A 26,472-nucleotide genomic window follows, 5' to 3' on the forward strand; every position below is an offset into this window, starting at 1 on the left:
ATCTATTAGAAGAAATAGAAGAATAAAAAAGGTTACGATAACAAGCCATATCTAAGCTTATTATCATAACCAAATTGCTGAAGATCCGAAATTATTTATAAGCAGTCATTACTACTCATAAAAGATACTTGTATATGATCTGTATTGAATATATAAATGAAAGGTTAACTTTACAGATTTTTTGGCAACCATTCAGGGCGATTAGATCCTCTAGGGACAAGTACAGTGTTGTAATGCCCAGGTGTCTCAGACATTTGAACTTGATCGGTCACTCCTTGATAATCTCCACAGACCGTTTCTGCTGTAAATAAGTCAGGATCAAGATACAGATGTTCGTCCGAAGAACCTGCTGTAGTATAAGCGTAATCTTTATCAAAAATACCCATCGACATCAACCATAAGGACACACGACTAAGCGAAATGTGTACTTTATAACTGCCACCTTCTTGTGTTCTTCTGGCTAATGCCGCCATGGCGCCAGCAGCAGCGAGCCATGAGATAATATAATCGTTAACCACCAAAATAGCGGGTAATTGTGGTTTCTCTGGTGTTCCTTCAAGACACATCACACCTGTCACTGTTCCAGCCGTCTGATCGAATCCTACCCGATCTGCCCAGACACCGTCTTCACCATGAAGGGAAACCGATACATGAATAATACCTGGTCGAATAGCAGCAGCTTGCTGAGGATCTAGTTCAAATCGATTCAGATATGAAGGTCTACGATTCGCAAAAAAGATATCCGCATCTTGAAGTAATGTTTGCATTTTAGCATGACCTTGAGGTTCGCCAATCTCTAAAGTAGAAGAACGCATACCTACACTAGAGGTGTAATAAGTGGTATCTACTTCCCAATCGGATGGTCGCCAGATATTAAGTACATCTGCGCCTTGAAGAGCCAGTGCACGTCCTATACCTGCACCTGCAATCACATGTCCCATTCCTAATGCGCGTATACCTTCAAGTGGAGAAGATACACCTTGAGACAACGGTTCAGGCTCACTTTCGCCGATTTTTTCAATTTGAATAAGAGGTAATTTGGCAACATCTGCAAATGTAGGCTCTTCGATAAATTCTTCTAATGTACGTGCCATCGGCATTACTACGCCTACTTTAGCAGCAGCATCTTCCAAATCTTTGGCATTCCATTTGGAGATGGCTTTAGCTACAGCTTCCGGTGTATCAGCACAATCTAATAATTTTAACGTATTGATTTTGAGCTTAGGATAAGGTTCAAGTGGCATCACCCAGCGATGATCTTTCGTTTCATAAAAGCCGAATTTGAGTGCTTGACTAGGATCGGAAGGGCTAGCAGGTGAATATCCGTTTAATTTCTCCCATTTGCGATCATAAAAAGGGGATAGTCGATGTAGAATTTTACGCAAGTCCAGTGATATATCTTGACCTTTACCCCCACGAAGTCGCCAGAGATTAGCGGCTGCCACAGACTTGGCAACCATTCCGATTCCAGCAGAACTAGCTAAACGCAGTACACTAGGGACAATCGGATCTTTCCCTGTAAATGAAATTTCTCCGCCACTATCTGCGGAAGATAAGCCGATATCTTGTAATACTTTTTCCAATTCTGTGTGAATATCAAAGTCCGTATGAGTAAGACGATTATGCTGAGCATCCAAAATACATTGTTTCATGTGATCAATCGTATTCATTTCTATATTTGTGGTATCGTTCATTATTGTCACTCCATCCATAAGTAAATGTATACATATAATTATAAACTTACCCAAAGTGACACTCAATAACCAGTGTGATAAGAAATGAGGATAAAGCCACAGATATCTTGAAATTGGGTAAAAAAGAAAGGAGTCTATACAACATCAATAAAAAAGCCAAAGCATCTTCTGGTCATGTTCCTTACAAAGGAAGCATATCCGTTCTAGCGAAGATTACTTTGGCTTATATACGTTTTAAATTATTTTTAAAATCATTCTCTTATGAATTACGTTTTAGGATGCTTTTGTGATGAGAGAATAGTTCAAAGCTTTGTTGTCCATGATATGAACCCATACCGCTATCACCAACACCGCCGAAAGGTAGGTAGTGTGAAGTCATATGAGATAGTGTTTCGTTAATACAACCGCCACCGAAAGAAACAGTGTTGAATACTTGGTCTTGTACTTCTTCATCGTTGGTGAACAAGTATAGAGCCAATGGTTTTGGACGTTGTACGATTTCGTCTAGAATAGGATTAAGGTCGTTATATTCGATCACTGGCAAGATCGGTCCGAAGATTTCTTCTTGCATCACCGGTGAAGTCCAATCGACATTACCAAGTAGTGTAGGTTCAATAACCAATTGCTCACGAATCGAACGTCCACCGATTAAGAATTCACCATCTTCCAAAAATTTCGCTAATCGATCAAAGTTACGTTGATTCACGATGTGTGGGAAGTTTGGATTTTGAGTCGCATTCTCTGTATATTTATCATTGATTTCAGCTTGTAATAAAGAAATAAATTCTTCACGTACATCTTCGTGCACCAATAGATAATCAGGAGCTACGCATGTTTGACCTGCATTCAAGAACTTACCACGAGCTAAGCGTTGCGCTGCCACTTGTAAGTTCGCATCTTTGTGAACGATACTTGGGCTTTTACCGCCTAATTCCAATGTCACTGGAGTCAAATGTTCTGCCGCTGCTCTCATAACAACTTTACCTACACCTGTGCTACCTGTGAAGAAGATATAATCGAATTTTTCTTTAAGCAATGCTGTACTGGTCTCTACTTCGCCTTCCATAACAGCGATATACTCACTAGGGAATGTATCTGCAATCAGTTCAGCAGTCACTTTAGATACCGCAGGTGTTAATTCAGAAGGTTTGATCACTGCACTATTTCCAGCTGCCATTGCACCGATCAACGGTCCGAATGCTAATTGGAAAGGATAGTTCCACGGTGCGATAATCAAAGCCACACCATAAGGTTCTGGATGAATAAAGCTAGTCGAATCTGGCAACGTAGAAGCAGTAGGTACTTCACGTGGTGCTGCCCATTGTTCTAAATGTTCTAGTGTAAAGTCAATTTCGCCTAAAACGATACGAATCTCAGAACCGAAAGCTTCAGGCTCCGATTTGTTCAAGTCGCTTTTCAAAGCATCCAAAATCGGTTGATGGAATTTCTCGATTGCTTTTTTGAGGCGATTCAATGCTTGGATACGGAATGTTACGTCTTTGGTGTTACCTGTATTAAAAAATTGTCGTTGTTGTTGAACCAACTCATGTGCTGTTGTCATATTTAAAACTCCCTTTGAATTTAGTTTTTATGATTTGCAAACCTATTCGGTTGATATGAATAAATTTTCATATTAAATTGTGATAAATTGAATTATACGCTATTGATCGTATAGTTACAATAACCAAACAGTATTAAGGTGTGGCAAAAGCGACAACTGTGTATAAAGTGGGTATATAACATGAAACAAAATAGAAGGAGGAATTCTGTTGCCAGACAAAAAGGTAGATCCTCGTGTGCAACGTACACGCCATTTATTACGAGATGCACTGATCGATTTGATGGATCGCAAACCGTATGCACAGATTACAATTCAGGACATCACCGACCTTGCCACCTTAAACCGTAAAACATTTTACCTACATTATGAAACAAAAGATCATTTATTATATACAACCACCGATGAGATTTTGGGCGAATTATTTGGAGATGCCAAAGAAGCATCGGTTGTTAATCCTTCGATTGATGATCTGCAACGCTATATTGCGAAAAGAATTTTTGAGTATGTGATTAAGTACAAAGAATTTTTTCGGGTGATGTTTGAACGCAAAGCCAGTATTAATTTTATTGAATACATGAAGGAGTATATTACTACTTTTTATGAGGAAAAGTTTTCGCGGTTTGATGATGATAAGTTATTTGTCCATAAAGATGTGATCGCTAGTTATATTGGTTCTGCTTATGTAGGCGTTATTTATTGGTGGTTAGATAACGATATGCCCTATACGCCTGAGAAAATGACAGAACAGATGATCCAACTGAATTCACGTGGGCCGATTCAGATTATTCGGATGTATGCGGAGGATAAAGAGTAACAGACATGCCAAAAAGGCAAATCCCGCTTCTTTAAATCTAAAGAGGATTTACCTGATATCTATACAAGCTAGAAAGATTAATTACTGATTAGTGATAGGTACGGATTCTGAAGCGATAATTGGACAAAGAGAAGGAGCAGTTGTGCTGGCGTTATCACGGACTTTGGTAAGAAGCTGGCGCAACAAGACAAGTTCTTCTGCCGAAATTCCATCCACCAGTTCCTGACCGATTTCTTCCATCACAGGGCAGACTTCATTTTCAAGTTGTGCGCCTGCGGGGGTAAGATAGATTTTGAAGCAACGTCGATCATCAGTACATGTGATTTTACGGACAAAGCCTTTGTTTTCCAAATTAGAAATCATACGTGTAATGTTTGTTTTGTCTTTCCCTAATCGCTCGCCAATTTCATTTTGCGTAATGCCGTCTTTTTTCCATAACAGCATCATAATGAAGTTTTGTTCAGGTGCGAGGTTAAAAGGAGCTAATTTATTTTTGATATGACCGGAGATTGCTAAATGAACATCGCGAATCAACACGGTATAACTCTTTTCTACGTCATAAGGCATAGCATTCACCTACTGTTTTAGTTGTTATAGCAACCTTTTGTGCAAAAATAGACTATCACTTGTAACCGTTATTGTCAACGAAGCTATTCACAAGTAGTATCAAAATACCGATAATAAATTGACGGAATAAGTAATGTTCATTCTGAAACTTTCATTTTTGTCCTTGACATTGTTCGACACAAGGTCTATTGTGGATTTTGTAAACAGTGTCTGTCACAAAAGAGACACAACGACGGATTGACTTTAAAGCGAGATTTGGATATGCGACGACTTCCTTTATGTAAAGTCGTACATAATAAAAAATGCTCGTTTATTTTTTGGCGATATAGTTGCTATATCAACCGTATCTTTTCGGCAAGTGTAAAATGACCATATTTTAATTAGATCAAATATACCCGCACGATAGAATAGAAAATGTGTTGGAGTAGGGTACTTTGGAGGAGAAACGAATGGAAGCAATGACTTTTGTATTGTTCGGCTCAACAGGGGATTTAGCAAAACGTAAAATTTTCCCTGCTTTGTATAACTTGTTTGTAGATAGCAAAATGCCTGAAGCTTTTTCAATTATTGGTTTAGGAAGAAAATCGTTCAATGATGCTACATTCCAAACTTACGTAGAACAGGCGTTAGAAGAATTCTCACGTAACAAACCAGAAAATCGCGAATCGGTAGATGCTTTTCTTCGCTCGATCCGTTACCATATCTTAAATGTTGATGATACAGCAGGTTATCAAGAACTGCTCAAAATCGTTGAAGCTCGTGAAACCGAATTAAATATTCCTCAAAATCGCATGTTCTATATGTCTGTAGCTCCTGAATTCTTTGAAGTGATCGCTACAAACATTAAAGATAGTGGACTTGGAACAACAACAGGCTGGAAACGTCTGATTATTGAAAAACCATTTGGACATGATCTAGCTTCTGCTCGTCAATTGAATGAACAGTTAAGCAAAACGTTTGCAGAAGAAGAAATTTTCCGTATTGATCACTACTTGGGTAAACCAATGGTGCAAAACTTGGAATCTTTAGCTTCTACGAACCCAGCGATCCAAGCTCTTTGGAACAACCGTCATATTGCTAATGTACAGATCACAGCAGCAGAAACAGTTGGTGTTGAAGAACGTGCAGGCTATTATGATCATACGGGTGCTATTCGTGATATGATGCAAAATCATATGTTGCAAGTGTTGATGATGACAGCTATGACATTGCCTGCTGGTCACACCGTAGACGATGTACGCTCTCACAAAAAACACATTGCTGAATCTTTACGTTCTATTTCTAAAGAAGATGCGCACAAACATATCGTGCGTGCTCAATATAGTGCGGGTGAAAGCAATGGTAAAGCATTAGCTTCTTATCAAGATGAGCCAGGCATCACTCCAGGTTCAGTAACAGATACATTTATTGCTGCTCGTGTATGGGTAGACGATTTCTCTTGGCAAGGTGTTCCTTTCTATATTCGTACCGGTAAACGTATGAAAGAGAAATCAACTCGTATTGTGATTGAATTTAAAGATGTAATGAAAAATGAAGATATCTGTGTAGCTTGTGATGCTCAACCAAATATGTTGGTAATCAGCATTAATCCAGATCAAAAAATCACACTACAATTAAATCATAAAAATGTCATCACAGGTCGCCTTGAGCCTATGACTGCTGAATTCAAAGTGGGTTCAGATAATGAGCCAGAAGCTTATGAATTGCTGATCAATGATGCATTACGTGGAGATGCTACATTCTTCGCACACTGGGATGAAGTTGAATTGTCATGGCAGTGGGTACAGCCGATCTTAGAAGCATTTGCTGATAACGATCTGCCAATCCATCATTATGCAGCAGGTACGTATGGTCCAGAAGCTTCCAATGAATTGCTTGCTGTTGAAGGATTCCAATGGTTAAAAGATCAACCTGTACAAGCTTCTACTCCAGTAGCAGTCGTTTAACAGGTATTATAAGTTGGGTAATACGCTCTGTGCTATGTTTTTACAGAGCGTATTCTACATGTTATCTAAAGCCAAGATTTGGCTTTGTAGATATAGATAAGAGAGAAAAGACTTATGGATAGTGAGTAACAACTACTTTTACAAAAAAGACACGGAGGGTTACACAATGAAAATCGGATTAGTTGGATTAGGAAAAATGGGTATGAACCTTGGACAAAACTTGATGGATCACAACCACGAGGTTGTTGCGTTTGACTTAAACAAAGAAGCAGTTAAAGAAATCGCTGATCTTGGTGCAACACCTGCATATACATTAGCAGAAGTAGTATCTAACTTAGAATCTCCACGTATCCTATGGATTATGGTTCCTCATGGTGTTGTTGATTCTGTATTGGGCGAGATCGCTCCATTGCTTAACGAAAATGATATCGTGATCGAAGCAGGTAACTCTCACTATAAAGAATCGATTCGTCGTTATAACGAATTGAAATTAAAAGGGATTCGTTACATGGATGCAGGAACTTCAGGCGGTATGAGTGGTGCTCGTAACGGTGCTTGTTATATGGTTGGTGGCGACAAAGAAGCTTGGGACGTGGTTGAACCGGTATTCCGTGACACTTCGGTTGAAAATGGCTTCTTGTATGCAGGCGAATCAGGTAGCGGTCATTACTTGAAAATGGTTCATAACGGTATCGAATACGGTATGATGGCTGCAATCGGTGAAGGATTTGAAGTATTAGAGAAAAGCCCTTACGATTTCAACTATGAAAAAGTAGCACGCGTATGGAACAACGGTTCTGTTATTCGTTCATGGTTAATGGAATTGACAGAAAACGCATTTGCAAAAGATGGTAACTTGGAAGAAATTCAAGGAATCATGCATTCTTCAGGTGAAGGTAAATGGACTGTTGAAGAAGCAATGGATCTACAAATGGCAACTCCAGTTATCGCATTATCTCTATTGATGCGTTACCGTTCTCTAGACAACGATACATTTACAGGTAAAGTTGTAGCAGCACTACGTAACGAATTTGGCGGACACGCTGTAGAGAAAAAACAATAATTAAGCGCTTGGCAGTCAAAGCGCGACTTCTTCTAGTTGAATAGAAAAGTGATTTTTGCGAAGCAAAATATCTTACATCAGCGCTTGGCAGTCAAAGCGCGACTTCTTCTGGTTGAATGAGAAAAGCGACTCTATTTTAAAATAGAGTCGCTTTTTTTATATCTCAATCTATAAATTCAATTTAACGTATTTAAGTTATTTTTGATCGTTGATTATGCTACAATAAGATAGGAAAGACAAAGTGCCGGTGGTGAATGATATGGCGACGCAACCCGAAAGGGCGTGAAGCCATGTCATACTTGGAGTTATTGCTTATTGTTTTAGATGCAGGTATCAAGTTAACCAGCTTAATCGTTGGATTGAACAAAGTTATCGCAATCTGGAAAAAAGCAAAACAAAAGAAAACCGCCGGGACTAAGAGGTAGAAGTCTTATTCGGCGGTTTTTCTTATGCTGTTTGACAGTGTAGCGTCGTCTTACTTGCTGCCTGTTCTTGTCGATCCAGCCTACAGTGTACCACCACTGTAGGCTTTCTTTATATTCTTAGTATACACAAAAGGACAATAAAATGAAACGTAATCATCTGATATAACCATAAATTTTAATAATAATAAATATGGATAGAGGATACGTAATAAAGATAATATAATAAATCTACATTAAATTATTATATAACAAAAAGTACATATAAATTTACGATATAACATTGACGTTAACGTGAGATAGTAGTATTATAGTTACATAATTAATATGTAAATATTTTTATATAAAAGAAGATTTATTTCAAAAAAGGTGGGGATAATAAATGACTCTCTACAAGATTGATGAAGTAGCTACAGCCTGTAACTTAACCAAGCGTACGCTTCGTTATTATGAAGAGATTGGGCTTGTTTCTCCTCAGCGTAGTGAAGGCGGAACACGATTGTACAGTCAGACCGATATTGATCGGCTCAAAAAAATCATCAACGCTCGCGATGTGCTAGGCTTCTCGCTTCAAGAATTACAGCATTATGTCAAAGTAACCGAGATGCTCAATGATCAGCGCGAGCAATACCGCAACACTACGGATGAAGAAGAACGACGACAGCAATTGATTGAAATGAACAAGACGTTAGATCAACAGCTACATATGGTGGATGAGAAATTAAGCCGTATTTATGCGTTCAAAGCAGATGCAGAATTATTGCGTCAACGGATTCAAGAAGGACTCGCTAAATTAAATTAACGTTTTCCAAGGAGGAATACATCAATATGAGTACCAAACCATCAACTTTAAAAGAACTGCCTGAACGTGGCGGGTTGTTTTCCCAACCTAAAGCAGTCTGGGCTGTTGCTTTTGCATGTGTGATCTCATTTATGGGATTAGGTCTAGTCGATCCTATTTTGCCAGCGATTGCTAATCAATTACACGCTAGTAAAAGTCAGGTGTCTTTATTATTTACAAGCTATAACTTGGTTACTGGTCTAGCCATGTTAATTACAGGTTTTGTATCCAGTCGGATCGGAGTGAAATGGACATTATTAAGTGGGATTTTGCTTATTATTGTGTTCTCCGCATTGGGCGGCGCATCAGATACGATTGCTCAAATCGTTGGGTTCCGTGGAGGATGGGGATTTGGTAATGCACTCTTTATCGCAACCGCATTATCTGCCATCGTTGGATTATCCACATCAGGTACAGCCAAAGCGATTATTTTGTATGAAGCGGCATTGGGACTTGGGATTTCAGTCGGTCCTTTGCTAGGCGGAGAATTGGGTTCCATTTCTTGGAGAGGTCCTTTCTTCGGGGTTAGTGTATTGATGGTGATTGGTTTCTTGTTTATTTTATTCGTGTTACCCAAAATTCCCAAACCAACTAAACGCAGTTCACTAGCTGATCCGTTCAAAGCACTTAGCTATCCAGCACTCAAAACATTAGCGATTGTAGCGTTTTTATATAACTTTGGATTCTTTACATTAATGGCTTATTCTCCTTATGTCATGGGCTTAGATGAACATGGACTTGGATATGTATTCTTTGGATGGGGAATCTTGCTTGCTTTCACTTCCGTATTTGTAGCACCTAAATTACAAAGCCGTTTCAATCTTGCTGCTTCGATGGGTGTTATGTTGACCTTATTTACTATCGACTTGTTAGTGATGGGTATCGGTACATTTATGGGTTCACCAACGACCGTGATTGTAGCTGTAATTGTAGCCGGTATTTTCTTAGGGATTAATAATACGTTGATTACAACAGCGGTTATGGAATCGGCTCCTGTAGAACGTTCTGTAGCTTCTGCCTCATATAGCTTTGTTCGTTTCTTAGGTGGTGCGGCTTCTCCTTGGTTAGCTGGTAAATTATCAGAATGGTACAATGCACAGATGCCATTTTACTTTGGTGCTCTAATGGTATTTATCGGGGTAATCGTATTGATTGTACGTCGTCGCCATTTACGTGATATTGATGTATCCCATGCTCACTAATCATTGAACTATATTTACAGTTCAAATCTATATAATAGAAGGAAGAGGATAACGATGAATGATATTCAAGCCCAAGAGCAGATGCCAACGAGTTCGATATTTAACAAAATATTAGTCGCTGTAGATGGATCAGAACATGCTGATCGAGCTTTGCAGAAAGCAATCGAATTGATTCAAGCTTTATCCAATAAGCCATCTCTTACAGCAGTTCATGTCAATCCGGTAATGATGGTTGCTGAACCACCCCTGGGGATCGATGTAGATGCCAAGTTAAATGAAGAAGGTTATGAAATGACAGAACCTTATCGTCAAGTGCTTAATCCTACAGGGATTCAGTATGATATTAATTATCAGACAGGTGATCCAGCGACCATTATTTGTGATCTAGCGAATAGCCAGAATTATGATCTGATCGTGATGGGAACGAGAGGGATGAGTAAAATGTCTGAACTATTCCTCGGTAGTGTTAGCCACAAAGTTATCCAGCATGCGAACTGTCCAGTATTGACTGTAAAATAACGCACAGAATACAAATAGATAACTATCGATGTATAAAGTCGATAGACCTCAATCTAAAGCAAAAGAGCTATACGATCTGATTATTCAGAAGTATAGCTCTTTTTTTATTTGAGAGTTGATCACTATTTAGAGTGAGCAGATAGAGTAGTTATGAATTAGACAACATCTTAGAAAGTATCGTTTTTAGCAATGACTACGGGTAGAACAGCTTCAATACTATTCTATTATCGATCTGCTGGATTACTCATTTTGTGGCGCAGTGGAAGAAGGGAAATAAAATCCTGCCTGTAATTCGCTTACAAAATGTTGCATCCGATCTTTCTGTTCCTGCATCAGCCTTTGGCAATGCGAACTATATAGTGACTTATTCCGGTGGTATCATAGTAACAAAATAAGGTGGCAATCTCTCTCCAGAAGTAGGATAACCAACAACTGCGAGGACTTCTGATCCGTATACTGTGGATTAGGTTACCGCTAGCAAATATGGTATTCTTACTTCTGGTTCTGCTTTTAGAGCAGTCATTCTGTTTATAATATAGAGAAAATAGAATTGGAGAGATGATCGGATGAAACTGGTTCCACCTCAGTCATTTACCTATCGCGGAGGAGCAAGGGCTGCTCTACTGCTACATGGATACACTGGCAATACACTGCATGTCCGCAAACTGGGACGTTTTCTGAATGATAGAGGGTATACCTGCCACGGACCGCTGTATAAAGGACACGGCAGTACTCCAGAGGAACTGCTACATACGAAACCTTCGGAATGGTGGAAAAGTGCTGTAGACGGTTATGAATATCTGGAGCAGGAAGGGTATGAAGAGATCGCTGTAGTTGGTGTATCACTGGGCGGTGTATTCTCCCTGCGACTGGGAACTCTGTTTCCCGCCAAAGCTATTGTCTCTATGTGCGCACCTATACGTGAAAAAGACAATGAGGATATCCTCAGACGGGTACTCGAATATGCTCGCTGGTTCAAGTCTATTGAGGGCAAAGAAGAGCCACAGATTGAGCAGGAACTGACGCAGCTGGCTGAAGAGCCACTATACAGTCTGGATCAACTGCGTAAACTAATCGCCTCCACCGCTAGTCAAGTGAAGCGTATCTCTGCACCGACAATGATTATGCAGGGAGAGCTTGATGAAGAGCTTTATCTAGAGAGTGCCCGAATTATTTATGAAGATCTGACTATGCCGCTCAAGGAGCTGAAATGGTATGACCAATCCGGTCATATTCTAACGATGGACAAGCAACATGATCTGGTCTTTGAGGATGTATACCGATTTCTGGAAGGTATAGAGTGGGATGCAGCATCGAGTTCGGAAGAGTAACTAGAAAGAATATAATATAGCTTTATAAATGAATATCTAATACAAGCAAAAGAGCTATACGATCTGATGATTCAGAAGTATAGCTCTTTTTTATTTGAAAGTTGATCACTATTTAGAGTGAGCAGATAGATTGATTATAAATTAGACAACATCACTATTTGGAATGATCACAGGAAGAACAGCTTCGATACCACTACGAATTTGCTGACAAGAATATTCGAACTTGACCTGCTCTTCTGCGGTCAGTTGAAGTTCGATAATTTCTTTGATGCCTTCACCGCCGATAATTGCAGGCACTCCTGCACAGACATCGTGTTGTCCATATTCACCTTCTAATATAGAAGAAACTGCAATGATTCGTTGTTCATCATTCAGAATCGAACGGGCAATATAAGCAAGCGCGTTACCGATACCGAACTGAGTGTTCCCTTTGCGAGTGAAAATCTCCCAGCCTGCATCTTTGGTTTTGCGAGCAATATCATCCAGATTCAGATCGGGAAAACGAGCCGTATGTTGATCCAGAATATGCAATAAAGGCTTACCACCAATCGTTACATGCGACCATGCTACAAATTGAGATTCTCCATGTTCTCCAAGCGCATAACCATGTACACTGCGTGGATCAATTGAAAAGACATCAGACAGCAATGTTTTGAGACGGGAAGAATCGATCGATGTCCCTGTTCCAATCACACGTTCACGCGGAAAACCTGAAATTTGCCATACTAGATGAGTAATCACATCTACCGGATTAGCCGCGACAATAAATACACCGTTGAATCCACTTGCGACAATCGGCTCTGTAATTTCACGAGCAATAGCCGCCGTCTCATGTAGAATATTCATTCGATTATTCTGACCGGGTACAGGATTAGCACCCGCTGTAATAATCACAATATCCATATCTCCGCAATCTTGTAATGTCCCTGCATACACTTTGGTCCGATGGGATGTGAACTCCATACAATGGGAAAGGTCAAGAGCTTGAGCGACTGCACGTTCATGTGTACGTCCAATCATCATAATCTCATCACCAATCGATTGATTGATCATCGAATAGGCACAACCTGCACCGACCATTCCTGCACCCACTATAGCGACTTTTCTTGATTTTCTACGCATAGCTAACCTCCTACTAATCTAAATATACCTCTAACGTTGATTGATCTATATGATACAAAACACAACTAAAGTGCATTTTAATGTCAATTAAGTATTCATCATCTTTTATTATACTACTTTATTTTGTCTATTATTAACAGGTGTGTCATGAAAGTTAACTTAATATTTATTATGAATGATCAGAATGTGAAAAAAGTGTGAATAAGCGATAGAATAGATGATTAAGGGTAATAGTAAAGAGTAAGCAAAACAAGGAGGAATAAATGATGTCTACTATTCAAAATGAACGCATTCTATTGGTAAGCCGTCCAAAAGGTGTACCTACCGCAGAAAACTTTACGATAGATCAGCAACCACTGGAGGAAGCTAAAGAAGGACAACTGCAAATTCAAACTTTATATATATCGGTCGATCCTTATATGAGAGGACGCATGAGTGAAGCGAAGTCTTATGCTGCTTCTTATGCTCTAAATGAACCTGTAGCCGGTGGTTCTATCGGTAAAGTTCTGCAAAGTAACGATTCTCGTTATCAAGAAGGCGATATCGTTGTTGGTGGATGGGGATGGCAACGTTATGCAGTAGTAGAAGCGGATACGTGCCGCAAAGTCGATCCCGAATTGGCTCCTATCTCTACAGCTGTTGGTGTACTGGGTATGCCTGGATTAACAGCTTACTTTGGCACACTACGTATCGGTAATCCGCAACCGGGTGAGACATTGGTTGTTTCTGGTGCAGGTGGTGCTGTAGGGATGTTGGTAGGACAGATTGGTAAAATTAAAGGATGCCGTGTTGTAGGGATCTCCGGTTCAGAAGAAAAAAATCGTTATTTGTTAGATGAACTTGGATTCGATGCAGTCATTAACTATAAAGATGAGAAACCTGTCCGTGAAGCGCTAGAAGAAGCTTGCCCGGATGGTGTCGATATTTATTTTGACAATGTAGGTGGCGAGATCTCAGATGCTGTAATCGATCTACTCAATACCAATGCTCGTATTCCATTATGTGGACAAATTTCACTGTATAACAATGAAAAACCAGATATCGGACCACGTATTCAACCGACATTACTCAAACGCACTGTGCTCCTTAAAGGATTCCTTGTAGGCGATTATGCCGCAGATGCTGCTGAAGGATTGAAAGAAATGGGTAGCTGGGTCAAAGAAGGCAAAATCAAATATCGTGAAAATATCGTAGAAGGTTTTGAAAATACACCTAAAGCCTTTATTGGATTATTTAGCGGCGAAAATCTAGGTAAACAATTGGTTAAAGTCACCGACTAATCCTATACTTTATCATCGAAGATCAATGAACTTTAATAATAGTGTACTCTAATACAAAAGCCGACTTTTATCTATATAGATAGAAGTCGGCTTTTTGTTGTTATTTGGTAGATGGATGAGACAACGAGATATCTGGATCTGAAGTCATTTTGCGATATTGGCGATACATAGAGATTCTCCAGTGCAATAATGTTCCAAATGCCAGAATAAAGAATACACCTGCTGTCTGCGGAATTGAAATATATTGCTCAATAAACCGATGCAATAGTAAGCGGATCATCAACAGACCAATCAAAATAAACAAAAAGCTTTTTGAACGCTGAACCACGATATCGGTGCCTGAACGTTCGAATCTGGTACCGCGAATTAAAGGATAAGAGAAAATAAACCATCCTGCTAAAAAAGCACCTAAAGCCCACATCCAGGATACCCGGAAATCAGCCACCACAAACATTAGAAAACCAGTACTCATTCCCATAGGTGGGATCAGAATTTTTTTGGCATTAACCGGTCGGTGATTGGTGCGAGAACGTACCAAAATAGCAGTTATCGCAATCACTAGAAGACCAACAGTAGATCCGATCTGTAAAAATGAGGGACTAAATTGTAGCATAATAAAGGTCAAACCCCTCTTCTGTAATTAAAATGGAATTACGCTTTCATTATATCATATTAACAGGAGCGATCGACGGTAGCAAAGCTTGTAAAGTCGTCTATTTTGTTAAAATTTTACTTATGATGATAAAGACCTACATCTATCAAAAGCAATTTTGTCGAAATAGTTAAATATAGTAAAATGTAGAGGAGATCTATTACCGTATATAATCTTGGCATCGCAAGACATGATTCTATAATCTTTTACAACAAAGGGGATACATGAAATGACAACGTATCAAATTTTAATCGCAGAAGATGAACCGGCTTTACGCTTTTTGCTTCAGGAAACATTAGCAGATGAAGGGTACAACGTGGTTGAAGCAGAAGATGGTAAGCAAGCTCAAGAAAAGCTGTCGAGTCACCCTTTTGACCTTGTGATTTTAGATTATATGATGCCAGAAGCGACAGGGATTGAAGTCTGTGAATGGCTACGTCAAAGTGGTGGAGTCAATGCGCAGAAACCTGTTATTTTACTGACCGCCAAAGCACAGGAGAAAGATCGAATCCGTGCAGAGCAAGCGGGAGTCTCTTTGTATATGTCGAAGCCGTTTAGTCCATTACAATTGATGGATGCAGCAGAAGAATTACTGTCGAGCAGCGGCGGAGGGGATGAATAATGAATCCAGCCCGCGGGGGACTGGCACGTCGCGTCGCATTATGGACGATTGCGCTTTTTCTGATTTTTGGCATTATTATTTTTATGGTGGAATGGTTTTTTAAGCAACAAACAGCAGATATTACGAATGATATTAATATCCATCTGGATCAGCAAAATCAGATTCAAGATATGGATGAAGATTATCGTACAGCAGTGTCTGATTTTAGAGCGTATCTTGCTTATGATCGAAATGAATTTTTGCTTGAAGCAGAGACCAGTCGTGATGCATTTACTGAACGATTAAATACATTTAAACAAGCACAGGCTGAAGATTCCCGGTTGGATGAATTATCAAGTAAAAGCACAGAGTATTTCAGTTACTTCCCAGTGATGCAAACGCTCAAACAGCAGAATAATCAAGCTGAAATCAATCGCATCTCGCAGACGATCACGACCAGTCTGGTGCAATCGGTCAACAGTGAACTGGATCGCTTAATGCAGATTGAACGGCAAGAAGTGAATGATCTGATTGCGAAAAGTAGACATTTGAATTCGTTAATACTGTTTGTACCGCTTGTTTTAATTTTTTTAGGATTAGGCACAGCGATTATCTTGATTCGGTATCTGCGGAAGTCGATTATTCACCCGATCGCTCAAATGGAACAAGTGGTCGAGCGGATTAGCCACGGCGAATATATTCATTTAGAAGATACGTTTTCCAAAGATGAAATCGGCGGTCTGGTTGGCGGTATTAATCATATGAGCGATCAATTGAAAGAACGTCATCAAGAATTGGAAGAAAGTCTCCGTCAAATGGGAGAACAGCATGATGAACTGGAAGCGCAGAATGAAGAGATTCTGATGCAACAGCAAGAGCAAGAAACGATTTTGGAACGATTAACCGAACGTGAGACACAGTTACAACTGATTAATTCGTATCAGGAAAAACTTACCGGTTTTGCACAAATGAATGACTTTTTGGAAAGTAGTCTGCGTGCATTGATGCAAGCTACTCGTCACGATGCTCTGATGTTAGTGGTGCAAGATGAGATTGGTAATCCTGCTTCTTCACGGATGGTGTATTCGATTGGATGGCCACATACGATACATGGAGAAGCGATTGAACATTTATTTGGCCCAGCATTACAAGTGTTAGAAGAAAAGCTTCCTGTGGTACGTAGTCGCAGTCTAAGTATGGAAGAAAAAGGCGTTCATCACGGATATGAGCGGGCTGACGATCATTATTATCCTATTTTCAACGAAGAGATGAATGTGCTCGGATTTGTTCTGTTTACCACATACGGTAGTCTTATGGTTCATATCAAAGACAAGCTGATGACTGAAGGATTAATCGGGCAATTCGGACTGGCATATCAAGCTCAATTAGCGAGTGAAGAGCGGCGTAAGCAAAGTGTTCGTCTGGAAGAACTCAATCTTGAATTGGAATTGGAAAAGCGGATGCTCAAGCAACAACGAGATACAATTCAGCAAATTATCGATTCTCTGCACGAAGGCTTAGTGCTGTGTGATCCTGAAGGTACCATTTCGTTTTGCAACCAGCAGGTCAGTCGTGTGAATCCAGAACTATCTACCGGTGCTAATATTACTTCGCTTGCCCAATACCTAGATCAGCATACCGTAGAACATACGATGCTTAGTGAGCAGATTCAACAGTTACTCACCAATGAGACGAAAGAATGGAAAACGCAGTTCTCCCTACAAGGTCGGGATGGTTCTATTTATTATATGGAAATGTATATGAATATGATCAAAGGAATGAATCTGGAAAATTATCATCTTTTTGTATTCCGCGATCGTACAGAAGAAGAGCAAGCCGATCAGTTGAAAAACGAATTTGTAAGTATTGTATCTCATGAACTGCGTACACCGCTTGCGAGTATTTTAGGCTTTGTAGAGATTCTGCTTCATCGTGAAGTAAAACCGGAAAAAGCGAAGAAATACATGGAAACGATTCATAGAGAAGCGAATCGGTTGTCTAATCTGATTAGCGATTTTCTAGATCTACAGCGGATGGAATCAGGCAAGCAGAATTATACATTGGTTCCATTTGATATGAATCCGATTATACAAAATGTCGCCAAGCAATGGGATAACAAGCAGGGATATACGATTGGTATTGATGTGCCTGAAGGCGTGTGTCTGGTACGAGCAGATAGTGACCGGATTACACAGATTATGCATAATTTGATCAGTAATGCGATTAAGTATTCGCCCGGACAAGAACGGGTCGATATTCGTTTGATGGATGGAGATACCCACTGGATTGCGGCGGTACAAGATTATGGTCTGGGCATACCTGAAGAATCGAAGCCCCATATGTTCGGTAAATTTTATCGGGTAGACAATTCAGATCGTCGTCAGATCGGTGGAACAGGCTTAGGATTGGCAATTGTGAAAGAGATCGTGGAAGATTTGGGTGGAGAAGTATACTTTGATTCGATTTTAGGAAAAGGCAGTACATTTTATGTGAAATTGCCTAAATTCCATCTGCGTACACTGGATAACAAAATCGTTGTGATCGAAGACGATGAAAATCTAGCACGGCTGATCGGAGCTACTTTTGAAGAACAGCATTACGAGATCTTGCGTATGGATACCGCAGAAGAAGCATTGTTAGCTCTAGAATATAGTGAGCAACCGCCACTATTATGTCTGGTCGATGTACAGCTTCATGGCCCTCAAAATGGCTGGGACTTTATTCAAGTGCTGAAAAACAATAAAGCGTATCGCCATGTGCCTGTGATCATCTCTTCTGCTTTAGATCAACCCGATAATTATGCAGAAACGTCGAATGAACGTTATTTGCAGAAACCATTTAGTGTAGAACGGTTGCTAGAGCTAGGGATGCATTTAATTCAGAGTAAAACCAAAAGTGCAGGGCTGGTAATTGCTATGCAAAATGAAGATACGGTCAAGACTACGTTGCAAAAAAATGGACTTGGCGAAGCGGAATTACAAGTAAATGAAGATTTTATTCAAGTGGATTGGATTAAAGAAGACCTTCACAATCCTGAATAAGCATTCCATCATAGAACACCTTCTACTGAAAAAATGAGCTAAGTCGATCCAATTGATCTATAGCCATTTCAGTGTGAAGGTGTTTTTGTGATACGCTTAGAATAGTAAATATTTACTCTGTTCATTTTATATGATATTATCGCAATACTACATATAACAACCGATTTATTTCGTGTATACACTTACGGATTCAAATTTATTTATTGTTATAACCTTGAAATTAAAGGAGTGAACATTCATGGATCAGGTGGATCAACATATTCTACTCTGTCTGCAAACCCAAGCACGTATTTCAATGACCGAATTAGGAAAAGAAGTAGGGCTGTCTCAACCAGCCGTCACGGAACGAGTACGTCGAATGGAAGAGAGTGGAGTGATTCAACAATACCGAGCAGTGGTCGCACCAGATAAGATTGGACAACATACAACAGCGTATTATTTATTCCGTGCGCATGATGGTATTTCGTTTGTGCAATTTTGTCAGGATACTGCTCAGATCGTAGAATGTCACCGAGTAAGCGGAGATTACAATTATTTGATTAAAGTAGTTACTGCATCTATTATGGATTTGGAACCTTTTGAAAATTGCATTACTAGCCACGGCTCGTATACTACGTTAATTACTCTTTCTTCTCCTATCGATCACAAATCTCTTGTTCCTGCTATGAGCAAAGATCAGCAAACGATCTAACGTTGTTTGGTGTTAGCCAAAAAAGGATCTTGTAGAGACAAGATCCTTTTGCGTGCTATAGACTGTTCTGGTAGTGATTATGATGTATCTAAGGCGTCTCTAATGTACTGCGACGATGTTGATGATGCCATTGTTCATAGATTCCACCTATTTCAGAAAAGGCTTGATTGGCTTGTTCTTCAATAGATATTTCATCTCTAGCTGTATAAGAAGAATCCTGTTGACGTTGTAATCGATCAGTATGTAGAATCAGTTGAATCGTATCTTCCAAAATCCAGTACACCACATCATCTACATCGGTCGTAAGTTTGTTGAGCATTTGCACATTGCGTTCGTACATTTGTAATACATATCCTTCGTCTGTAATCTGAACATATGGAGAAAGTTCAAATGGCTCTTGATCGAAAAAAGGAGCACGTACCCATTTCATATGGTGCTGTTGATCATAGATTGTTGTTTTCTGAAGTAGTGTTGTGATCTTTTCTATAATTTGATTGGCATGATAGATCATTATAACAAGAACCTCATTTCTAGAGCTTGAGTATAGCTCGTGTGTCATTTTGTCGTGTCTATTATAGTATAAATAAACTGAATGACTGCTTCAATCTCATTAAATGGTTACAAAATCTCAACCTGCAATCGCTTTCAAATATAGTCATATGTATGTTTTAATAGATATACATCACCAATTTATAGCCAAAGGAGTGTCTACAGCAGATGCAAATTTCTTCTTTTTTATTACCTAAAGAACAAGTCGCTTATATTCCTTCAACGATTTCGATGTTTGAAGCCTTAGAGATATTAGAGCGTCATTCTTATACTGCTTTGCCGATTATTGATGAATCTGGACGGTATGTAGGGACTCTTTCTGAAGGGGATTTATTATGGAAACTCAAAAATACATGCAATCTTGATTTTGAAAAAATGCGTGAGATTCCTGTCTATGATATTCAAAAGCATGTCCGCAACGAAAGTGTTATTATCACCGCAGCGATGGAAGATATGTTATCGCTTGCCGCTGATCAGAACTTTGTACCTGTGATTGATTCTAAAGGCATATTTCTAGGGATTATTCGTCGCAAAGATATTATTGAATACTATAATGATAATATTACAGACTAAGTGGTCTGTATCTAGAGATAGCATACGATTATAAAATCATACACGCCCAACTGCTCATCAGATATGAACAGTTGGGCGTTTATTGTTGTTGTTCTCTTATTAGCTAAAATCAATCGTTGCAATCGAAGCACCAATACCAGGATCATTAGGATTATTGATCCCGCGCGGTTGATCAAAATTACTGATATATAATGTGTTACCTACAAAATGAAGACTGGCAGGAAATTCTAACGGCCCATTGTTATTGTTGCTAGCGATATCACGTACCTGTCCATCCAGACCGACACGTACAATGGCATTTCTTTCGTTAGCTGCTACATAGATAGCACCATCCGGTCCGAAATTTAAGCCGTCTGCTCCATATAATAGCGGGCTTTGAGCAACAAGATGTCGTTGTCCTAGAGAACCATCGCTGTTGATTGCAAAGCGATTCACTTCTCCAGAGCTTGTATTGCTCACATATAATTGTCCATCTGTACCGAAAGCAATTCCATTCACTACGATTTTTTGCTCTTCACGTGTAGGCAAGATCCCGCTGGCATACGTACTGACTTGTCCGCTTGCCGAAACTTTATAGATAGCTCCGGTAGCTCCACCGCTTACATACAGATTACCACTATCATCAAAGGCTAATCCGTTCGCTCCCGGAACTCCACTGGCATAGGTGACTACTTTGGAAGAGTCAAAAGCCGCACTGGATAAGTCTTCTTCATTGATCCGGTAAATAAGACCTTCTTCGCCTCCGCTTGCAATATAGAGATTACCATCCGTATCAAGTGCCATTCCTGTACCTGAACGTGGTAATTCGGTCAATGTATCCATTTGTCCGGTATCTGCGGCAATCCGATATAATGTTTTACTTCCCATTTCGACAGTAAACACTTGATTATCTGCATTAGCAATCACACCTTCTATCCGCAGACCTGTAGCTGTGCTTGGATCAAGGTCTGTTAAAATCGAGACTGATTGGTAAGTGTCTGATGTTGCTGTAGGCGTAGGATTAGAGATAACAGGAGCAGAAGGTTGAATAGTGACAGAGCGAGTAGCAGAAGTATATATCACTTTGTAGTCAAAAGCTTCAAAAACAGCACGTACAGGTACGAGTACTTGGTCCCCTACAAGTTGTAGTGTAGGATACGATGCGGTTGTAGAGGTAGCACGATCACTGAGAGTGATTGTGGTTGTCCCTTTGGTCAGTGTTAATGTGCCTTGATCGGCATCCCATGTAGCTTGAGCATCCAACTGATCAGCTACCAAAGCATAAGGACTGTACAAGGTCTGACCGATTAATCGGCTGACTTGATCGGTACTTTTGCCATCTACAATAGTCTGGACATTCGAATCTACCTTATCTGCTGCCCACCCAGTCGATGGTGATAATAATAGACATCCCGTCATAGCGACAATAACCCCAAGCGACTTACTCTTTTTCAAAAATAATCCCTCCTGTACATTTCATTTGGCATCATAAGCCTAAGGGTAGCATTCGCTATCGAAAGGGAGCATCCTTCTTTTAACAACAAAAAGACAATAGTTACATATCTATCGAAAAATATACAAGAGTATCTAGTCTTTCAAGAATGATCTACATCGTATTTAGACTGGAATTATATTACATTTGTAGATGGGAAGAAAATAATTATTTTTTTAGCTATTTAAAAATAACCTGAGTCATGATTTATCGTCTGTATAAGTGAAGAGTATATGTAGCACAAAGGAGAGCCTATACGTGGAAGATAACGAAATTATAGAACTATTTATAACGAGAAATGAAGCAGCGATAACAGAATCTTCCCGCCATTACGGAAGATATTGCTATACGATCTCTTATAACATTTTGAGTGATTCCGAAGATGCAGAAGAATGCGTTAATGACACATGGCTTCGTACATGGAATGCCATTCCTCCACAACGCCCAAGTAAACTGTCTTTTTTTGTAGGCAGAATTACTAGAAATCTATCACTTGATAAATTTAAAGCGAAAAAAGCTCAAAAGCGTGGTGGAGAAATGACTATTATTCTTGGCGAACTCGATGATTGTATCCCTTCTGATTATGATGTCGAACAAGCTATTTTGGAAAAAGATTTGGCGAAAACGATCAACCAATTTCTGCATACGTTACCTGAGCGTGAATGCAATTTGTTTTTAGCCAGATACTGGTATAGCCGTTCACAAGCAGAGATGGCTGAGCAATTTGCTATGAAAGAGAACAATGTCAAAGCTAGTCTTTTTCGTACACGTACCAAGCTTAAAGCTTATCTTCTAGAGGAAGGAATCTACTTATGAATAGTGAACAACTTTATCGTGCTATTGGACAGATCGACGATGATTTATTGACCCGATATGAAGCACGTCGTCAACCAAGATCGAAGTATTGGCTGAAATGGTCAAGTGCTATAGCTTTTGCCGCGGCGGCAGTTATTATTTCATTTATGGCTACAAATGTCTGGAATCAACAAAATCCGATCTATACAGCATCTGGAACGGTTATTCAAAGTGAAACTACCCCTTCAGGCGGTATTCCATCAGATAGTTATGCGACACCTGTCAATGGAAGTAAATTCTATAGTCCAGAAGTTCAACAAGCTTTGAAGAAAAACGCAGGGAAAGATGTGAAATACTTTGTAGCGATTGATGTATTTAACGATATGAAGCCTATAGAGGTTAATAGTGCAGAAGCTGTGAACGAATTAGAACGTCTGACTGCGCTCCATTATAAGGTAGGTTATGCTACAGCGTGGACGTATCAAGGCAATCAACAACAAGTCGATTACTCCTATATTGCAGGTTATTTTACAGCCGATCAATTAAAGAATTTTGTAGCAGATTCGCAGTATGGTTACGGATTCCGCTTTGCTACCAATGGTGATGGTTTGCCTGTAGATGCGGATCAAGGTATTGATATCGATTTTAAAAAATAATGGGAAGCAAAAATAACCTGATCTGCTAAACGTCGTCTTTTATAGTGTAAGCCATTATTGTTCAAACATTCGAGGAGGAATTACCATGAATAACAAAAACAACAACATCAATAAAAAAATCGTAACATCAATCTTATCTGCATCTATTTTATCTTTATCACTAGGGAGTATGTCTTTTGCAGCTACATCTAGCGTTCAAGACTTGAATGGTGTAACCGGACAAGAAAGAATGGTGAAATTACATGCTCAACCGACTATTAATGGAGTTAGCAATACAACCATTGCATCCAGTAAAACATTAACACAAAAACAAGCGAGCCAAATGATTGAAAAAGCATTCAAACTGAAATCCAAAGCAGCACATTCTAACCAAAAGATTAGTCGTGAACGCTATATTGATGAAGTGATGACTGCTCTACAAACAGCAGGAAACATGCCAGCGATTGATGTGATTACACCTAATATCAAAGATATGAAAAAGTTAAATCCTTCCTTCTTAGGTTCAGTACAATTGGCTATCGTACTTGGGATTGTGAAGTTAGATCATAACAAAAACTTGAATCCGAAAAAAGAAATCACTCGTGCAGAAGCAAATGCGATCCTGCATCATGCTTTAGGATATTTGAAAAAGATTAAAAACGATAAAGTAGTAAAACCGAAAGACAAAGGAGTAAGAATCGATGTATTACCGCACGAGAAAAAAGGATCTGACCCTGTCGCTCAGCCCAATAGTGGAGGCATGGTATCTGAAAGTTATGCAACACCGAACAACGGAGAAATATTGTATGTTAGTGGAGTGAAAAAAGCTTTAGATCAATATGCTGGAAAAGATGTGAAGTATTTTGTAGCGATCGATTTATTTTCGAACGGCACTCCTTTAGAAACCCATAGCAAAGAAGTACAAGCCGAAGTCAAACGTCTACAAGGATTGAATTATGATGTGAATGTTGCCAAAGCATGGACATATGAAGGAAATGCGCAAAAAGTAGACTATACCTATGTAAGTGCGTACCTCACAGCCGATCAATTGCAACATTTCAAAGCAGATACCAATTACGGCTATGCTTTTCAATTTGCAAGTAATGGCGATGGTTCACCTGTCACTGGTCAAGCAGGCAGTATCAATGGAGTAAGTGGTAACAGCAATATTGCAGATTAATCATATAAATAGGTAAAAAAACGACTGTAGATGATCTACAGTCGTTTTTGGTGTACATTTGATTGATATTATGTTGATCAAATAAAATTCGGAAGTACCAATGCACCATAGACAAAAGCCGCTAGAATCACAAACGCAGGATGAATTTTGCGAATTTGCATCGCCCAGAAAGCGACAGCAGCAATACCAAGACTTTGCCAGATACCTATCGAGACAAACGAACCTGCTGTTAATTGCCATGTCAGTACTGCCATCATTACAGCGATAACAGGCTGAACCAGTAATGTTAATCCTTTGACTACAGGAGAAGTACGGTATTTCTGCAATAGATTAAGCAGTAGAATCAAAGCCACTGCCGAAGGGACAATCGTCGCAAATAAAGCGATAAATATTCCGCCTATCCCTGAGACATCATACCCGACAAAAGCAGCAATCTTTGTCGCAATAGGCCCGGGAAGTGTATTACCAAGCGCCAGCACATTCGAAAATGTTTTGTCATCTAGCCAGTGGTAATGCGCTACAATCTCGTTGTACATCAGTGGAATCGAAGCAGGGCCTCCACCATAACCAAGTACATTGGCTAGAAAAAAGCCCCAAAATAAACGAAGCCATTCGATCCAATCAATAGTCAGTGTCACCATTAAGCACCACCGCCTTCAGTCGGCTTTACAGGCGTATTAGGTGGGTTACGGCGATCTTTCAACCATTGAACAAATTTGAAATGAACCGCTCCATAGGCTAAAAATAATGCAATCACAATAGCCGCATGGACGTTTACCAGTTGCAACAGAATAAAAGCAACGATAAATAGTCCAATCCCGACTTTAATGCCTAGCCCTTTAACCGCTTTTTCGCCAAATTCGTATGCCATTACGCCTAGCATGACAGCAATTACAGGCACCACAGCAGCGATCATTCCTTGAATGATTTTGGACTGGCTTAAGTAAGAGACTGCTGATAATAACACGATCATCGCTAGACAAGAAGGGAGAATATGAGCGATCACAGCTAAAATAGCCCCGAGCACACCTTTGCCACGATAGCCCAAGTACGCTGCCATCTTCGTAGCAATTGGACCGGGTAAAGCATTGCCAAGCGCTAGAATTTCGCCAAATTCATCATCACTTAACCAGCGATAACGAGTCACCGCTTCATAACGAAAAAGAGGCATAACCGAAGGCCCACCGCCATAACCAAGAATACCGGTACGTACCATCGCCCATGATAATTCACTATAGGTCGCTTTATGATAAACAGGAGTCGTAGATGTAGATTTGGAAGGTGTAGTCGATGGTTTACTCATATATTACAGCCTCATTCCCATCCGACTTTTGTAACGGGTAATCAATACCTGGCAATCTACGCTCATAATACCCGGCATATTGTATAATTTATCTTTTAGAAAAGACTCCATTTCTTGATTGTCGATAAATAATCCGTGCATATGCAATTTGCTAGGGCCTGTCATATGGTAAAGGCTAGTGACAAACGGTTCTTCGGCTAATTGATCCGCAGTTTCTTGAAGATGCTTGGGTTCTACTTCTACATTGAAGAATGCCGATACAGTAATCCCAATTTTGGCAGGGTTAATAACAGCAGTGAAGCGCTCAATCACTTCATTTTCTATCAAAGCATTGATTCGAGCTTGTACAGCTACACGAGATAAACCAATATCTTTGGCAAGGTCAGTATATGAAATTCGACCATTTTTATTCAGAATGGTAATAATTTTGCGGTCAATCTCATCAATATCGACAGGTTGATCGGTTGAAGAACGGTGATGATTCATCTTATTTATGCCCCCTAATCATTTTTATTTACATCGTTATCTTATTTCGTTTTGGTTCGAAAATAACTCTTTCATTTACGATATGTTTAAATATATAATGATTAAAAATCGTTTTCAACATAAAAATTGAAAT

25 protein-coding genes are annotated in these 26,472 nt (G+C 39.6%); 15 read left to right on the forward strand and 10 right to left on the reverse strand.

What is annotated here, in order from left to right; all coding sequences use genetic code 11:
- Positions 1-170: 170 nt before the first annotated feature.
- Positions 171-1,694, reverse strand: coding sequence for a CoA transferase (locus PO903_RS07475; protein ID WP_273593038.1), 1,524 nt, complete (start codon positions 1,692-1,694; stop codon positions 171-173).
- Positions 1,695-1,953: 259 nt separating this feature from the next.
- Positions 1,954-3,255 (reverse strand): aldehyde dehydrogenase, encoded by a 1,302-nt coding sequence (locus PO903_RS07480; RefSeq protein ID WP_273593039.1) that lies wholly within the window; start codon positions 3,253-3,255, stop codon positions 1,954-1,956.
- A gap of 208 nt (positions 3,256-3,463) precedes the next feature.
- Here PO903_RS07480 and PO903_RS07485 point away from each other — a divergent pair, with 208 nt between their 5' ends.
- On the forward strand, positions 3,464-4,069 hold the full coding sequence (locus PO903_RS07485) for a TetR/AcrR family transcriptional regulator (RefSeq protein ID WP_137226312.1): 606 nt from the start codon (positions 3,464-3,466) through the stop codon (positions 4,067-4,069).
- A gap of 81 nt (positions 4,070-4,150) precedes the next feature.
- Here the strand turns inward: PO903_RS07485 and PO903_RS07490 are convergent, their stop codons facing one another.
- Positions 4,151-4,636 (reverse strand): MarR family winged helix-turn-helix transcriptional regulator, encoded by a 486-nt coding sequence (locus PO903_RS07490; RefSeq protein ID WP_137226314.1) that lies wholly within the window; start codon positions 4,634-4,636, stop codon positions 4,151-4,153.
- A 449-nt stretch (positions 4,637-5,085) separates the two neighbouring features.
- Here PO903_RS07490 and zwf point away from each other — a divergent pair, with 449 nt between their 5' ends.
- From zwf to PO903_RS07520, 6 genes are all read left to right on the forward strand, one after another.
- Positions 5,086-6,582 carry a glucose-6-phosphate dehydrogenase gene (gene zwf / locus PO903_RS07495; protein ID WP_137226316.1) on the forward strand — a complete coding sequence of 499 codons (1,497 nt, stop codon included), beginning with the start codon at positions 5,086-5,088 and terminating at the stop codon, positions 6,580-6,582.
- A gap of 166 nt (positions 6,583-6,748) precedes the next feature.
- A complete protein-coding gene (gene gnd / locus PO903_RS07500) occupies positions 6,749-7,645 on the forward strand; it encodes a phosphogluconate dehydrogenase (NAD(+)-dependent, decarboxylating) (protein ID WP_069329580.1) in 897 nt (298 codons plus the stop codon).
- Between the two features lie 804 nt (positions 7,646-8,449).
- A complete protein-coding gene (locus PO903_RS07505) occupies positions 8,450-8,869 on the forward strand; it encodes a MerR family transcriptional regulator (RefSeq protein WP_069329579.1) in 420 nt (139 codons plus the stop codon).
- Positions 8,870-8,895: 26 nt separating this feature from the next.
- Positions 8,896-10,110 (forward strand): MFS transporter, encoded by a 1,215-nt coding sequence (locus PO903_RS07510; protein ID WP_069329578.1) that lies wholly within the window; start codon positions 8,896-8,898, stop codon positions 10,108-10,110.
- Positions 10,111-10,164: 54 nt separating this feature from the next.
- Complete coding sequence (locus tag PO903_RS07515; protein WP_273593040.1) at positions 10,165-10,629, forward strand: universal stress protein; 465 nt, start codon at positions 10,165-10,167, stop codon at positions 10,627-10,629.
- Positions 10,630-11,195: 566 nt separating this feature from the next.
- Positions 11,196-11,960: an alpha/beta hydrolase gene (locus tag PO903_RS07520; RefSeq protein WP_273593041.1), complete on the forward strand. Its 765-nt coding sequence runs from the start codon at positions 11,196-11,198 to the stop codon at positions 11,958-11,960.
- Between the two features lie 141 nt (positions 11,961-12,101).
- Here the strand turns inward: PO903_RS07520 and PO903_RS07525 are convergent, their stop codons facing one another.
- Positions 12,102-13,082 (reverse strand): L-lactate dehydrogenase, encoded by a 981-nt coding sequence (locus PO903_RS07525; protein ID WP_069329573.1) that lies wholly within the window; start codon positions 13,080-13,082, stop codon positions 12,102-12,104.
- Positions 13,083-13,348: 266 nt separating this feature from the next.
- On the opposite strand from PO903_RS07525, the gene PO903_RS07530 reads away from it, so the two are divergent.
- Positions 13,349-14,362, forward strand: coding sequence for an NADP-dependent oxidoreductase (locus PO903_RS07530; RefSeq protein ID WP_069329572.1), 1,014 nt, complete (start codon positions 13,349-13,351; stop codon positions 14,360-14,362).
- Between the two features lie 100 nt (positions 14,363-14,462).
- Here the strand turns inward: PO903_RS07530 and PO903_RS07535 are convergent, their stop codons facing one another.
- Positions 14,463-14,975, reverse strand: coding sequence for a CcdC family protein (locus tag PO903_RS07535; protein ID WP_069329571.1), 513 nt, complete (start codon positions 14,973-14,975; stop codon positions 14,463-14,465).
- A 268-nt stretch (positions 14,976-15,243) separates the two neighbouring features.
- Between PO903_RS07535 and PO903_RS07540 the strand changes: the two genes are divergently transcribed.
- The 3 genes from PO903_RS07540 (at position 15,244) to PO903_RS07550 (ending at position 19,347) form a co-directional block, all read left to right on the forward strand.
- Entirely contained in the window at positions 15,244-15,636 is a 393-nt protein-coding gene (locus PO903_RS07540; RefSeq protein WP_069329570.1) for a response regulator transcription factor, read from the forward strand.
- A complete protein-coding gene (locus PO903_RS07545; protein ID WP_273593042.1) occupies positions 15,636-18,656 on the forward strand; it encodes an ATP-binding protein in 3,021 nt (1,006 codons plus the stop codon). The genes PO903_RS07540 and PO903_RS07545 overlap by 1 nt, the downstream gene beginning before the upstream one ends.
- 238 nt (positions 18,657-18,894) lie before the next feature.
- Entirely contained in the window at positions 18,895-19,347 is a 453-nt protein-coding gene (locus tag PO903_RS07550) for an Lrp/AsnC family transcriptional regulator (protein WP_069329568.1), read from the forward strand.
- A gap of 88 nt (positions 19,348-19,435) precedes the next feature.
- On the opposite strand, the gene PO903_RS07555 is transcribed toward PO903_RS07550, so the two are convergent.
- Positions 19,436-19,858, reverse strand: coding sequence for an Imm63 family immunity protein (locus PO903_RS07555; protein ID WP_069329567.1), 423 nt, complete (start codon positions 19,856-19,858; stop codon positions 19,436-19,438).
- Between the two features lie 206 nt (positions 19,859-20,064).
- On the opposite strand from PO903_RS07555, the gene PO903_RS07560 reads away from it, so the two are divergent.
- Positions 20,065-20,469, forward strand: coding sequence for a CBS domain-containing protein (locus tag PO903_RS07560; RefSeq protein ID WP_069329566.1), 405 nt, complete (start codon positions 20,065-20,067; stop codon positions 20,467-20,469).
- Positions 20,470-20,568: 99 nt separating this feature from the next.
- Here the strand turns inward: PO903_RS07560 and PO903_RS07565 are convergent, their stop codons facing one another.
- Entirely contained in the window at positions 20,569-21,903 is a 1,335-nt protein-coding gene (locus tag PO903_RS07565) for an SMP-30/gluconolactonase/LRE family protein (RefSeq protein WP_273593043.1), read from the reverse strand.
- Positions 21,904-22,198: 295 nt separating this feature from the next.
- Between PO903_RS07565 and PO903_RS07570 the strand changes: the two genes are divergently transcribed.
- From PO903_RS07570 to PO903_RS07580, 3 genes are all read left to right on the forward strand, one after another.
- On the forward strand, positions 22,199-22,756 hold the full coding sequence (locus PO903_RS07570; protein WP_137225924.1) for an RNA polymerase sigma factor: 558 nt from the start codon (positions 22,199-22,201) through the stop codon (positions 22,754-22,756).
- Entirely contained in the window at positions 22,753-23,391 is a 639-nt protein-coding gene (locus PO903_RS07575) for a hypothetical protein (protein ID WP_273593044.1), read from the forward strand. The genes PO903_RS07570 and PO903_RS07575 overlap by 4 nt, the downstream gene beginning before the upstream one ends.
- Positions 23,392-23,476: 85 nt before the next feature.
- Complete coding sequence (locus PO903_RS07580; RefSeq protein WP_273593045.1) at positions 23,477-24,550, forward strand: S-layer homology domain-containing protein; 1,074 nt, start codon at positions 23,477-23,479, stop codon at positions 24,548-24,550.
- Between the two features lie 77 nt (positions 24,551-24,627).
- Here the strand turns inward: PO903_RS07580 and chrA are convergent, their stop codons facing one another.
- The 3 genes from chrA to chrS are packed head-to-tail and all read right to left on the reverse strand — an operon-like array spanning position 24,628 to position 26,339.
- Entirely contained in the window at positions 24,628-25,191 is a 564-nt protein-coding gene (gene chrA, locus PO903_RS07585; RefSeq protein ID WP_069329561.1) for a chromate efflux transporter ChrA, read from the reverse strand.
- Positions 25,191-25,853 carry a chromate efflux transporter ChrB gene (chrB, locus tag PO903_RS07590; RefSeq protein WP_273593046.1) on the reverse strand — a complete coding sequence of 221 codons (663 nt, stop codon included), beginning with the start codon at positions 25,851-25,853 and terminating at the stop codon, positions 25,191-25,193. Before chrB ends, chrA begins: the two co-directional genes overlap by 1 nt.
- Positions 25,854-25,856: 3 nt before the next feature.
- Positions 25,857-26,339 carry a chromate efflux transcriptional regulator ChrS gene (gene chrS / locus PO903_RS07595; protein WP_069329560.1) on the reverse strand — a complete coding sequence of 161 codons (483 nt, stop codon included), beginning with the start codon at positions 26,337-26,339 and terminating at the stop codon, positions 25,857-25,859.
- Positions 26,340-26,472: the final 133 nt, after the last annotated feature.

Origin of the sequence: Paenibacillus sp. PK4536 (assembly GCF_028594455.2) — a bacterium.
In the GTDB taxonomy this organism is placed as follows: domain Bacteria; phylum Bacillota; class Bacilli; order Paenibacillales; family Paenibacillaceae; genus Saccharibacillus; species Saccharibacillus nuruki.

Coding starts and splice junctions, on each gene's coding strand:
- PO903_RS07475 (WP_273593038.1), bottom strand. CDS start 1,694: ATGAACGATACCACAAATATAGAAATGAATACGATTGATCACATGAAA.
- PO903_RS07480 (WP_273593039.1), bottom strand. CDS start 3,255: ATGACAACAGCACATGAGTTGGTTCAACAACAACGACAATTTTTTAAT.
- PO903_RS07490 (WP_137226314.1), bottom strand. CDS start 4,636: ATGCCTTATGACGTAGAAAAGAGTTATACCGTGTTGATTCGCGATGTT.
- zwf (WP_137226316.1), top strand. CDS start 5,086: ATGGAAGCAATGACTTTTGTATTGTTCGGCTCAACAGGGGATTTAGCA.
- gnd (WP_069329580.1), top strand. CDS start 6,749: ATGAAAATCGGATTAGTTGGATTAGGAAAAATGGGTATGAACCTTGGA.
- PO903_RS07505 (WP_069329579.1), top strand. CDS start 8,450: ATGACTCTCTACAAGATTGATGAAGTAGCTACAGCCTGTAACTTAACC.
- PO903_RS07510 (WP_069329578.1), top strand. CDS start 8,896: ATGAGTACCAAACCATCAACTTTAAAAGAACTGCCTGAACGTGGCGGG.
- PO903_RS07515 (WP_273593040.1), top strand. CDS start 10,165: ATGAATGATATTCAAGCCCAAGAGCAGATGCCAACGAGTTCGATATTT.
- PO903_RS07520 (WP_273593041.1), top strand. CDS start 11,196: ATGAAACTGGTTCCACCTCAGTCATTTACCTATCGCGGAGGAGCAAGG.
- PO903_RS07525 (WP_069329573.1), bottom strand. CDS start 13,082: ATGCGTAGAAAATCAAGAAAAGTCGCTATAGTGGGTGCAGGAATGGTC.
- PO903_RS07530 (WP_069329572.1), top strand. CDS start 13,349: ATGTCTACTATTCAAAATGAACGCATTCTATTGGTAAGCCGTCCAAAA.
- PO903_RS07535 (WP_069329571.1), bottom strand. CDS start 14,975: ATGCTACAATTTAGTCCCTCATTTTTACAGATCGGATCTACTGTTGGT.
- PO903_RS07540 (WP_069329570.1), top strand. CDS start 15,244: ATGACAACGTATCAAATTTTAATCGCAGAAGATGAACCGGCTTTACGC.
- PO903_RS07545 (WP_273593042.1), top strand. CDS start 15,636: ATGAATCCAGCCCGCGGGGGACTGGCACGTCGCGTCGCATTATGGACG.
- PO903_RS07550 (WP_069329568.1), top strand. CDS start 18,895: ATGGATCAGGTGGATCAACATATTCTACTCTGTCTGCAAACCCAAGCA.
- PO903_RS07555 (WP_069329567.1), bottom strand. CDS start 19,858: ATGATCTATCATGCCAATCAAATTATAGAAAAGATCACAACACTACTT.
- PO903_RS07560 (WP_069329566.1), top strand. CDS start 20,065: ATGCAAATTTCTTCTTTTTTATTACCTAAAGAACAAGTCGCTTATATT.
- PO903_RS07575 (WP_273593044.1), top strand. CDS start 22,753: ATGAATAGTGAACAACTTTATCGTGCTATTGGACAGATCGACGATGAT.
- PO903_RS07580 (WP_273593045.1), top strand. CDS start 23,477: ATGAATAACAAAAACAACAACATCAATAAAAAAATCGTAACATCAATC.
- chrA (WP_069329561.1), bottom strand. CDS start 25,191: ATGGTGACACTGACTATTGATTGGATCGAATGGCTTCGTTTATTTTGG.
- chrB (WP_273593046.1), bottom strand. CDS start 25,853: ATGAGTAAACCATCGACTACACCTTCCAAATCTACATCTACGACTCCT.
- chrS (WP_069329560.1), bottom strand. CDS start 26,339: ATGAATCATCACCGTTCTTCAACCGATCAACCTGTCGATATTGATGAG.